At 63.0% G+C, this 11,445-nt stretch carries 10 protein-coding genes; 6 read left to right on the top strand and 4 right to left on the bottom strand.

Annotated elements, in window-relative coordinates:
- Positions 1 to 50 precede the first annotated feature (50 nt).
- Positions 51 to 1,223 (bottom strand): 4-hydroxybenzoate 3-monooxygenase, encoded by a 1,173-nt coding sequence (gene pobA / locus AQ12_RS16530; RefSeq protein WP_048441053.1) that lies wholly within the window; start codon positions 1,221 to 1,223, stop codon positions 51 to 53.
- Positions 1,224 to 1,347: 124 nt separating this feature from the next.
- Between pobA and AQ12_RS16525 the strand changes: the two genes are divergently transcribed.
- The 6 genes from AQ12_RS16525 to AQ12_RS16500 all read left to right on the top strand — a co-directional run bounded on the left by AQ12_RS16525 (position 1,348) and on the right by AQ12_RS16500 (position 6,638).
- Positions 1,348 to 2,103, top strand: coding sequence for an IclR family transcriptional regulator C-terminal domain-containing protein (locus tag AQ12_RS16525; protein WP_048441052.1), 756 nt, complete (start codon positions 1,348 to 1,350; stop codon positions 2,101 to 2,103).
- Positions 2,104 to 2,210: 107 nt separating this feature from the next.
- Positions 2,211 to 3,203 carry a sulfate ABC transporter substrate-binding protein gene (locus tag AQ12_RS16520; RefSeq protein WP_048441051.1) on the top strand — a complete coding sequence of 331 codons (993 nt, stop codon included), beginning with the start codon at positions 2,211 to 2,213 and terminating at the stop codon, positions 3,201 to 3,203.
- A 4-nt stretch (positions 3,204 to 3,207) separates the two neighbouring features.
- The gene (gene cysT, locus AQ12_RS16515; RefSeq protein ID WP_048441050.1) at positions 3,208 to 4,047 is read left to right on the top strand and encodes a sulfate ABC transporter permease subunit CysT; all 840 of its coding nucleotides are present in this window, start codon (positions 3,208 to 3,210) and stop codon (positions 4,045 to 4,047) included.
- Positions 4,044 to 4,976, top strand: coding sequence for a sulfate ABC transporter permease subunit CysW (gene cysW / locus AQ12_RS16510; RefSeq protein WP_048441049.1), 933 nt, complete (start codon positions 4,044 to 4,046; stop codon positions 4,974 to 4,976). Before cysT ends, cysW begins: the two co-directional genes overlap by 4 nt.
- A complete protein-coding gene (locus tag AQ12_RS16505) occupies positions 4,973 to 6,088 on the top strand; it encodes a sulfate/molybdate ABC transporter ATP-binding protein (protein WP_048441048.1) in 1,116 nt (371 codons plus the stop codon). Before cysW ends, AQ12_RS16505 begins: the two co-directional genes overlap by 4 nt.
- Positions 6,089 to 6,116: 28 nt before the next feature.
- A complete protein-coding gene (locus AQ12_RS16500; protein ID WP_238587743.1) occupies positions 6,117 to 6,638 on the top strand; it encodes a disulfide bond formation protein B in 522 nt (173 codons plus the stop codon).
- Between the two features lie 6 nt (positions 6,639 to 6,644).
- On the opposite strand, the gene AQ12_RS16495 is transcribed toward AQ12_RS16500, so the two are convergent.
- The 3 genes from AQ12_RS16495 to argA all read right to left on the bottom strand — a co-directional run bounded on the left by AQ12_RS16495 (position 6,645) and on the right by argA (position 11,388).
- A complete protein-coding gene (locus AQ12_RS16495; RefSeq protein ID WP_048441046.1) occupies positions 6,645 to 8,084 on the bottom strand; it encodes a class I adenylate-forming enzyme family protein in 1,440 nt (479 codons plus the stop codon).
- Positions 8,085 to 8,171: 87 nt separating this feature from the next.
- Entirely contained in the window at positions 8,172 to 9,926 is a 1,755-nt protein-coding gene (locus tag AQ12_RS16490) for a hypothetical protein (protein WP_048441045.1), read from the bottom strand.
- A 112-nt stretch (positions 9,927 to 10,038) separates the two neighbouring features.
- On the bottom strand, positions 10,039 to 11,388 hold the full coding sequence (gene argA / locus AQ12_RS16485; protein WP_048441044.1) for an amino-acid N-acetyltransferase: 1,350 nt from the start codon (positions 11,386 to 11,388) through the stop codon (positions 10,039 to 10,041).
- Positions 11,389 to 11,445 lie beyond the last annotated feature (57 nt).

Here is an 11,445-nt window from a genome sequence, read left to right as displayed (position 1 = left end):
GGGGCCGATTACTTCGCTTGATCCGCAATCCACCGCGAAGCGGCTCCGCCTCAGAGTGGCAGCCCGACGTAGTTCTCTGCCAGCACCGTCGATGCCGCGCGTGAGTGGACCAGGTAATCGAGCTCCGCGTCCTGCATGCGCTGCCCGAAGCCTGCGGTGTCGGGGAAGCGGTGCATCAGGCTGGTGAGCCACCACGAGAAACGCTCGGCTTTCCAGATGCGAGACAGGCACTTGCCCGAGTAGCTGTCGATGCCTTCGTTCGTGCTGTCCTTGAAGTACGAGATCAGCGCCGTCGAGAGGTACTTCACATCCGTGGCTGCAAGGTTCAAACCCTTGGCTCCTGTCGGAGGCACGATGTGCGCGGCGTCGCCGGCCAGGAACATGCGACCGAAGCGCATCGGCTCGGCCACGAAGCTGCGCAAGGGCGCAATGCTTTTTTCGATGCTCGGGCCGGTCACGATGGCCTCGGCCAGAGCGGGGTCCAGGCGTCGACGCAGTTCATCCCAGAACCGCGCATCGCTCCAGTCTTCGACCTTGTCGTCGAGCGGGCACTGCACGTAGTAGCGGCTACGCGTGAGGCTGCGCATCGAGCACAGCGAAAAACCCCGCTCGCTGTTGCCGTACACGATGGCGTGAGGGGACACGGGCGGTGTATCGGACAGCACACCCAGCCAGCCGAACGGGTACACCCGCTCGAATTCGCGGACGCGATCTTTCACGGTTGCGCGGCTCACGCCATGAAAGCCATCGCAGCCTGCGATGAAGTCGCAATCCATGCGATGCGTCGCGCCATCTATCGTCCACGTCACGAACGGCTGTTCGCCGTCGAATCCTTGCGGCACGACGTTGCCCGCTTCGTAGATCGTCGTGAGACCGGCAGCCGCGCGCGCTTCCATCAGGTCGCGCGTGAGTTCGGTTTGTCCGTAGGCGGTGACGACCTTTCCGGCCGTCAGGCCGTGAACGTCGATCGGATGACGCGCCCCCGCGAACACCAGCTCTATCGAGTGATGCACGACGCCGTCGCGTTGCACCCGTTCGCCCACCCCGGCTTCGTTCAGCAGTGCAACGGTCACTTCTTCAAGGATGCCGGCCCGGATGCGGCCCAGCACGTAGTCCGCGCTCTGGCGCTCGAAGATGATGTTGTCAATGCCAGCCTTGTACAAGAGCTGGCCCAGGAGCAGGCCGGATGGGCCCGCTCCGATGATGGCGACCTGGGTGCGCATGAGATGCCTTGGAAGTGAACCGCGAGCGTAGGGCCCCCCGGCACTCCATGCCATCGCGCGAATCGGGTGTTGTGCGATCATTGCGCAGTCTGCGCGATGATCGCGCAATCTCGGGACGACACACATGATCGCCAAAGCGGACTTCATCGAAGGCATGGCCAAGGGCATGGCGGTGCTCGAAAGCTTCGACACCGAGCGCCAGCGGCTCAACGCCACGCTGGCCTCGCAGCGCGCGGGCATCACACGTGCGGCGGCCCGCAGGCATTTGCTCACGCTCACGCATCTGGGGTATCTGGAGACCGACGGCAGCTACTTCTGGCTGGCACCCAAGGTGCTTCGGTTTTCCGGCAGCTACCTCGCTTCGGCGCGGCTTCCGCGCTTGCTGCAACCCACGCTCAATCGACTGGCCGTGCACACATCGGAGTCGTTTTCGGCTGTGGTCCTCGATGGCGATCATGTCGTGATCGTTGCCCGCAGCGGCTCGACGCGCGTGCTCGCGTATGGTCTGCATCTGGGTGCGCGCCTGCCCGCACACGCGACGTCCACGGGCAGGGTGCTGCTCGCCGCGACGACCCGCGCTGCGTTCAATGCCTGGATGAAGGGCCGCGAACTGGCCCGGCTGACAGCGCACACCACCGTGGACCCGCGTGAATTTCGCGCGGTGATCGACCAGGTGCGGACGCAGGATTTTTGTGTGGCCAGCGAGGAACACGAGCTCGGTGTGCACGCGCTGGCCGTGCCGCTTCGCAACATGCAGGGCCAGACCGTTGCAGCGCTCAACGTCGTCGCGCCGCCCCAGAAGTTGCAGGCTGCACAGATGCAGAGCGACCTCTTGCCCCTGTTGCTGGAAGCCGCCAGGGAGTTGCGGCCCCTGCTCTGAACACGGTGGGCGGCTTATACCGATTGCCCATTAGCTAACAACAACACGGTCGTTGGAAGCGGTGGGATGCGTCCCAAAATGCGTGCCTGCAGTAACGCATTGAAATCATGAAACAAAAAATCCATCTCATCCTGGCCGGCGCCTTGCTGGCCGCCAGCAGTGTCGCGAGCGCGCAGACGCTGCTCAACGCCTCGTACGACGTCGCTCGCGAGTTCTACAAGGACATCAACGCAGCGTTTGTCCCGGCCTACAAGAAAGCCACTGGCAAGGACGTCAAGATCGACCAGGCCCATGGTGGTTCGAGCGCACAGGCGCGCGCTGTGGCCGACGGCCTCGACGCTGATGTGGTGACGATGAACACCACGACCGACATCGAGTTCCTGGCCGAGAAGGGCGTTGTCGCGAAAGACTGGAACAAGCGCTTCCCGGACAACGCAGCACCGACCACCTCGACCATGCTGCTGCTCACCCGCAACGGCAATCCCAAGGGCATCAAGGACTGGGACGACCTGACCAAGCCTGGCATACAGGTGGTGGTGGTCAACCCCAAGACCGGCGGCAACGGCCGCTACGCGTATCTGGCCGCGCTGGGCTATATCAAGAAGCAGGGTGCCACCGATGCGCAGGCGCAGGAGTTCATGACGAAGCTGTACAAGAACGTCATCGTGCTGGCGCGTGGTGGCCGCGATGCGACCACCGCGTTCCTGCAGCGCAATACCGGCGATGTGCTGGTCACGTTCGAGTCCGAAGTCGAGTCGGTGAACAAGGAATTCGGCAAGGACAAGGTCGATGTGGTGTATCCCTCGACCAGCATCGTGGCCGAGAACCCGGTTGCGGTTGTTGAACGCACGGTCGCCAAAAAGGGCACGGCGGATCTGGCAAAGGCCTACCTGAACTTCCTCTATTCGGATGAAGGCCAGGAGATCGCGGCGAAGCATTCAATCCGCCCGCGTTCGGCTGCGGTGCTCAAGAAGTACGCATCGACCTTCAAGCCGGTCAAGCTGTTCACGGTAGAGGAATTGTTCGGCTCGCTCTCGCAGGCGCAGAAGGTGCACTTCAACGACGGTGGACAGTTCGACAAGATCTACACCGTGAAGTGACGCGATGAGCACCGTGCGCGGCGGCAGCCGCAAGGTGCTGCCCGGCTTCAACCTGACGCTGGGCTACACCCTCTTTTATCTCGGCCTCATCGTCCTGATTCCGTTGTCGGCGCTGGTGTTCAAGACTTTCACGCTGAGCTGGGACCAGTTCTGGGCGGCTGTGAGTTCACCCCGGGTGGTCGCGTCGTATCGGCTCACGTTCGGTGCTTCGCTGATCGCCGCGCTGGTCAATGTGGTGTTCGGCCTGCTGGTGGCGTGGGTGCTGGTGCGCTACGAATTCGCGGGCAAGAAGATCGTCGATGCGCTGGTCGATCTGCCGTTTGCGTTGCCGACCGCCGTTGCCGGTATTTCGCTCACTGCGCTGCTCGCGGGCAATGGCTGGCTCGGGCAATACCTGGAACCGATGGGCATCAAGCTGGCGTTCACGCCGGCAGGTGTGGTGATCGCGCTCATCTTCATCGGCCTGCCATTCGTCGTGCGAACGGTGCAACCCGTGCTCGAAGACAACGAGCGCGAACTCGAAGAAGCCGCGATGTGCCTGGGCGCCACGCGCTGGCAGACTTTCACGCGGGTGATTTTTCCGGCGATTGCGCCGGCGCTGCTCACGGGATTTGCGATGGCGTTTGCCCGCGCGATCGGTGAGTACGGTTCGGTGATTTTCATCGCGGGCAACGTGCCCATGGTCTCCGAGATCACGCCGCTCATCATCATCGGCAAGCTGGAGCAATACGACTACGCAGGTGCAACGGCTGTCGCCGTGGTGATGCTCATGATGTCGTTCGTGCTGCTGCTGGTCATCAATGCCTTGCAGGGCTGGCAACGCAGAAGGTCGGGTGGCGTATGACATCACTTGCAAGCAAACGGGTCCAGACGACCGAGGCGCCGTGGGTGCGCTACACGCTGACCGGCATTGCGCTGGTCTTCATCCTGCTGTTTCTGGTGTTGCCGCTGGGCGCTGTGTTCGTCGAAGCCTTGCGCAAGGGCGGTGCCGCCTACTTCGCTGCGTTGCAGGAGCCCGATGCCTGGTCGGCCATCGAGTTGACGCTGATTACAGCGGCGATTTCGGTGCCGCTGAATCTGGTGTTCGGCATCGCAGCGGCGTGGTGTATTGCGAAGTACGAGTTCCGGGGCAAGGCCTTTTTGACGACGCTGGTGGACCTGCCGTTTTCAGTGTCGCCCGTGGTCGCAGGCCTGATCTATGTGCTGGTGTTCGGCGCGCAGGGCTGGCTCGGTCCGTGGCTGTCCGAGCACAACATCAAGATCGTTTTTGCGGTGCCCGGCATCGTGCTGGCGACGATCTTCGTGACGTTTCCCTTCATTGCGCGGGAACTGATCCCGTTGATGCAGGCGCAGGGGACGGAAGAAGAGCAGGCAGCTATCGTGCTCGGCGCAACCGGCTGGCAGACGTTCTGGTATGTCACGCTGCCCAACATCAAGTGGGGCCTGATCTACGGCGTGATTCTCTGCAACGCGCGGGCGATGGGCGAGTTTGGCGCGGTGTCGGTGGTGTCGGGCCACATCCGTGGGCAGACCAACACCATGCCGCTGCACGTTGAAATTCTCTATAACGAATACCAGTCGGTCGCCGCGTTCGCGGTGGCGTCGCTGCTCGCGCTGCTGGCGCTGGTCACGCTGGCGATCAAGTCGGTGGTGCAGTGGCGCCACGAGCAGGAGATGAAGGCTGCGGGGGCGACGCCGCCGGAGCGGCCGCAGCCCCCACCCCAGTCCACCCCCAGCGGGGTAGGGAGCGAAAACACAGGGTCCAAATCATGAGTATCGAAATCCGCAACGTCAGCAAGCGCTTCGGCGATTTCCACGCATTGCGCGATGTGTCGCTCGACATCGAGTCGGGTGAACTCATCGCATTGCTCGGGCCATCGGGATGCGGCAAGACGACCTTGCTGCGCATCATCGCGGGCCTGGAGACGGCCGATGCGGGCAGCATTTTGTTCTCGGGTGAAGACACCACCGACGTGCATGTGCGCGAGCGCCAGGTGGGCTTTGTGTTCCAGCACTACGCGCTGTTTCGGCACATGACCGTGTTCGAGAACGTGGCCTTCGGCCTGCGGGTCAAGCCGCGTTCGCAGCGTCCCAGCGAAGCGCAGATCAAGAAGAAGGTCCATGACTTGCTCAGTCTGGTGCAGCTCGACTGGCTGGCCGATCGTTTTCCGTCGCAGCTCTCGGGTGGGCAGCGCCAGCGCATTGCGCTGGCACGCGCGCTGGCCGTGGAGCCCAAGGTGCTGCTGCTCGACGAGCCGTTCGGTGCGCTCGACGCCAAGGTCCGCAAGGAATTGCGCCGGTGGCTGCGCCGCCTGCACGACGAGCTGCATGTCACCAGCATCTTCGTCACGCACGATCAGGAAGAAGCGCTTGAAGTGGCCGACCGGGTCGTCCTGATGAATGCGGGCAACATCGAGCAGATCGGCTCGCCACAAGAGGTCTGGGACCATCCTGCGAGCCCGTTCGTGTATGGCTTCCTGGGTGATGTGAACCTGTTCCACGGCCGCGCGCATGAAGGCGAGGTGCATCTGGAAGGCATGCAGATCGTCTCGCCCGAACACGCGGGCGCGCAAAACGCCAAGGCCTCTGCCTATGTGCGGCCGCACGATCTCGATGTGCAACGCTACACGCCCGGCCAGGATGTGGACGAAGCAGGGCGGCAGCGCGGAATCGTGGTGCAATTGAGCCGTGCGATCGTCGTCGGCCCGATTGCCCGTCTGGAACTTATTCCCGTCGGCGACAACCAACCGGCGGGAGGCAATGACGATTCCATCATCGAGGCGCAGATTCCGGCGCAGCAGTTCAGCGAGATGGGGTTGCGAGAGGGCGAGACGCTGGTGGTGACACCGCGGCGCGCGCGTGTGTTTGTGGAGGGCGCCGCCTGAAGGCCGCCCGGTCTGGAGGGTAGCGAAGTTGTTCCACTGGTTTGTGAATGAAGCGCGCCGGGCGCTTGGCGCACCGCGCAAGGTGCTGGCCCTGGTAGCCGCCGTTTGCGTGGGCATGCTGGCCTTCGGCCTTTACCTGCAACACGTGGTTGGCCTTGAGCCGTGCCCCATGTGCATCGTCCAGCGCTATGCGCTCGTGCTGGTGGCGCTGATTGCCGGCATCACCGCCATCGCAAGGAGCCCGAGGCTGCTTGCGGCTGGCAGCGGCCTCATGGTGCTGGTTTCCGGGTTCGGCGCTTTCGTCGCGGCACGCCAGAGCTGGCTGCAATGGAATCCGCCCGAGGTCGCATCGTGCGGCCGCGACTTCTACGGAATGATCGAGACCTTTCCGCTACAGCGCGTGATCCCGATGATCTTCAGGGGCAGCGGTGACTGCACCAAGATCGACTGGACCTTTCTCGGTGCGTCGATTGCGAACTGGTCGTTCCTCTGGTTCGCGTTCTTTGCACTGGTCGGGCTGGTCCTCGCGGTGCGGCAACTTCGTCGATAGGCCGGTCTAGGTACCGCTGGCTTCCTGCGACAGTTGCTGGCGCAGCGCCTTGCCCATGGCGTTGCGCGGAATCTCGTCCATCAGCACCAGCTTGACCGGTGCGCGAGAGTTGAGATGCGCACGGGCGGTCGCCAGCACAGCCTGTTCGTTGAAGTTTTCGCCGCCAACCACTGCGGCCCAGACCTCGTCGTTCTTGCCCGGCCTGCGGTATGCAAATGTCGCGGCGTCTTTCACCCCGGGGACCTTCAGCAGGAACTCATCGACAGCCATTGGGCTCAGCTTCACGCCGCCCGCATTGATCATCTCGTCGGACCTGCCGGTGATGCGAAGCAGGTTGTCCGCGCGCAGGATGCCCATGTCGCCGGGCACGAACCAGCCACCTCGAAAGGCCTTGGCGGAGTTGACCGGATCGCCCATGTACTCGCTGATCATGTAGGGCGTGCGGATCTGCACATGCCCTTCCACGCCGTGGGGGACGGGTTGATCGGCATCGTCGACGATACGCACCTCGGCGCCCGGCACCACGAAACCAGCCGCGTCGGGATGCTTGTACAGCACCGAACCCGGCGCCTGCGCGACCAGTGAAGCTTCGGTCGAACCGTAGATGCCCACGAGGTTGGAGCACATGGTTGCGCGCGCACCCATCATCACAGCGGGCGGAATCGACGAGCCGCCGACTTCGATGCGCTGCAGGCTCGGAAAGCGAACCGGTCGCCCGGAGACCATGGCTACCAGGCCCTGCAGCTGCTGCGGCGAAGCACGCAGGTTCACGACCTTGTGCAGGTTGATCCAGCGCAGCACCTTCTGCGGATTGACTGCGAGCGCGAGCGTTGCGCCGTGCCAGAGCGTGGTCTGCGCCGTGCCAAATCCGCCGATGGTCGACAGCCACATCATGCAAAGGTTGGGACCCTGGCTGATGGGTTCGAGCGACAGCTGGCGGGTGGCCATCATCTCCAGCGTGTGCGTGCTGTGGCCGATGACCTTGGGCGTTCCAGTCGTGCCCGACGACGTGTACATGCGGCACACCGCATGGGGATCTGGAAAACCGGTGCCCATCAACGATGGACGCGCATCGGGACCCGTGTCGGGGATCCACGCGGCGCTGACTTGCACCACATTGCCTTTTGGCGAGAACCCGAGTGTTCGGTCGCAAAGCCAGTGGTCCACCGGGACGCCGGCAGGGATGGGCTCATAGTTGGGCTGGGCCGACACCGTGCGCGTGCCGTTGAGCATGGCGGCCAGTATCAGTACGAGGTGCAGGTAGCCGTCGGACACATAGATCGCCGCAGTCGTGTCGGGTTCTATGCCTTCGCTGCGCAGCCGCGCGGCGAGGCCGGCAACAGCGGTGGCGAGCTGCAGGTAGTTGGCGGCTCCGGAAGAGTGGATGACCGCGATGTCGAACGGCCGCACGCGCGAGTGGTGCCGGATGGCGTCGATGATATTCATGTAGCTATTCTCGCTCGAACAAAAAAAAGCGCCGGGGGTTAGCCGGCGCCTCATGGCCTCAAGCCCTTGCAACGCAAGGGCAGGGCGTCAGAAGATGAACGCGGAAGCGGTCAACTCTTCAATGTTCACCCCGACCAGCATCACCGTGTTGCTCTCACTGTCCGCACTGTGGACGTCCAGACGCAGCAGCACGCCACCTTCGACTTCTTCGATGCGGCCAGACGCCTGGAACGCCGCGAAGTAGGCGAAGTCATCGCTTTCGTCGCCAAGGGCTCGCAGGACGATCTTGTCCCCCTGCCAGGCGTTGAAGTCACCGATCTGGTCGTGGCCGTTGTTGCGGTCGAAGTAGAACTTGTCGGCACCGCCGAACTGGGCGTCCATCGGTCCGTCGTCGAGCGCGATCAGATCGATGCGGGCCGGCATGAAGTAGCCCTGCATCGAATCACCGAACATCATGTCGTTTCCGACGCCGCTATACAGCTTGTCGTTGCCGCCGACGCCGTATTCGTACATGACGTAGCCGTCGCCAACCATGAGGTTGATCGTATCGGCTCCGCCACCATACAGCTCATCGTTGCCGCCGACGTCGCCGTCGCTGATCAGCATCGCATCACCGATGAGTATGTTCAGCGCGTTGTGTTCGCCGCCTGTCAGCACGTCGTTGCCGTGATCGATGGGCTCCCAACCGCGCTTTCCGGCGATCTCGTCGGTAGCGACCTTGCCGCTCATTGGCGGGAAGAAGATCGGGAACGAGTCGGAGAACATGAACGAGTCCACCTCGCCCACATCGCCGAACATCAGGTTGATCGCGATGCCGTAACCATCGTTTCCGTTGTCGCCCGAACCACCCGTGAGCTTGTCCTTGCCCATTTCCACGGTGTCATACACGTCGAATGTGTCACCGGCCATCACGTTGAATACGACTGCATAGCCGTCGGACCCCACCTCGGCGTCTCCGCCGTACATGGCATCGTTGCCACCGCCGGATGTGCCGTCCATCATGTAGCCATCACCAGCCATGATGTTGTAGGCGACCGCCTCGCCTCCATCGCTTGCCCACGCGCCGCCACCCCACATGGAGTCCTTGCCGCCCTGGGAGGCGCCGCCCATACGGTAGCCATCGCCGTTCATGATGTTGATGCTGACCGCCTGGCCATCATCGGAGGCGCCGGAGCTGCCGCCTTCCAGCGAGTCATTGCCACCCTTGCTGTCACCCCACATCGAGTAGGCGTCGCCGACCTCGATGGTCGTGGAGTAGGCGTCGCCGCCGTCGCCAGCGTGGGCTCCACGCCCGATGATCTCGTCCTTGCCGCCGCGCGCGTTCATGTCGAGATCGCTGTCGCAATTGCCGAAGGAGTAGGCGTCGCCGACCAGTATGCTGCTGGCGTACGAAGGTCCCTGCGACACCGGCACGAACGAGGCCGTCAGGAAAGTGGTGCTGGTGGAGCTGTCAGAGACGGCACCAGAGCCCATGATGGTGTCGTTGCCACCCCTGGCATTGCCAGACATGGTGTCGCCCGCATCGCCGACGAACCGGACTTCGGAGTTGTTGTCGGCGGAAAGGTAATCCCTGCCGCCCACCGAATGGCCGCTCATGAACAGCGCGTCACCGGCAAAGAAGATGTCTTCGCCGTCGGAGCCCGAAGTCATAGCATCGGCTCCGCCGCGGGCTGAGCCGTACATGTCCTCGCCGTCGCCGTAGGCCGTGACGTTGATGGCGTGGTCTTCGCCAATGAAAATATCGTCGCCGCCAACTTCGAAAGAGAGTGTTGGCGCATCGCCCCACTCCGAGTCAAAGCTTGACAAATAAATGATTTCGCCGTCGTACCGTACGCGTGCCATGGTCGCTCCTCTGTAGTATCCAGTTGTAAGTAACTACCAATTTATAGCACTGAAAATTCCGCCCACTGTGAATTTTTACAAATAGCGGGTGGCGGTTAACCCTGCACAGCGATCAGGTGAGCTTCTTCACAAAGACCATGCTCTTTCGGTCCCAGTTGTACTTGCGCTTGCGCGCTTCAGGCAGCCACTCGGGATCGACCTGCACAAACCCGCGCTTGAGGAACCAGTGCATGGTGCGGGTGGTGAGTACAAAAATGCTATCGAGACCCATCGCGCGGGCGCGCTGCTCGACTCGCTTGAGGATCTTTTCGCCGTCGCCCTGGCCCTGGCTCTGGGGCGAGGCGGTGAGCGCGGCCATCTCGCCGGTGCGCGATTCCGGGTAGGGGTACAGCGCCGCGCACGCGAAGATCACGCCGTCGTGTTCGATGATGGTGTAGTTGGCGATGTCGCGTTCGATCTCGGTGCGGTCGCGCTTGACCAGCGTCCCGTCCTTTTCGAACGGCTCTATCAGTTGCAGGATGCCGCCCACGTCATCGGGTGTGGCCTCGCGCAGTTCCTCAAGCTTTTCATCAATGACCATGGTGCCGATACCGTCGTGCACGTACACCTCCAGCAGCAAGGCGCCATCGGTGGCAAAGGGAATGATGTGGCTGCGCTCGACGCCGGCCTTGCACGCCTTCACGCAGTGCTGCAGGTAGAAAGCGGTGTCGGTCGGCGTTCGCGCCGGCGGCAACTGGGCCAGCAGCTGTTCGGCCGCAGCCAGGGGCAGTTCGGTGTCGATCGGGTTGTCTTCATCTTCGGGCTCCAGCGGCTTCACGCGCACGCCGGGCACTTCGGTCAGAAAGACGAGCTTGTCGGCCTGCAGCGCAATCGCAACGCTGGTCGCCACTTCTTCCATGGTGAGGTTGAACGCCTCGCCGGTCGGTGAAAAGCCGAAAGGCGACAGCAGCACCATCGCGCCGAAGTCGAGCGTGCGTGTGATGCCGCCAACGTCCACCTTTCGCACCAGCCCCGAGTGCTTGAAGTCCACGCCGTCGAGCACGCCGACCGGACGCGCCGTGATGAAGTTGCCCGAAATGACCCGTACCGTCGAACCGGCCATCGGCGTGTTGGGCAGGCCCTGGCTGAATGCGGCTTCGATCTCATAGCGCAGCTGGCCTGCGGCTTCCTGCGCCGAATCGAGCGCGACTTCATCGGTGATGCGAATGCCGTGGGAGTACTTCGCCTGGTGCCCCTTGGCCTTGAGCTGCTCGTTGACCTGCGGCCGGAAGCCATGCACCAGCACGACCTTCACGCCCATGCTCTGGATGAGTGCCAGATCCTGCGCGATGTGCGGCAGCTTGCCTGCCGCTATCGCCTCACCGGCGATGCCGACCACGAAGGTCTTGCCGCGGTGCATGTGGATATAGGGCGCCACCGAGCGAAACCACGGAACGAAAGTGAAATTGAAGACGGTGGACATCGAGGCTCGCGGTGGGCGTTGGCAAAGGGTGGTGGGGAGGGCGCTGGGCTGGGGCGC

Source organism: Caenimonas sp. SL110 (genome assembly GCF_001044395.1).
Classification (GTDB): Bacteria; Pseudomonadota; Gammaproteobacteria; order Burkholderiales; family Burkholderiaceae_C; genus Ramlibacter.
This window is presented reverse-complemented; position numbering and strand designations above follow the sequence as displayed.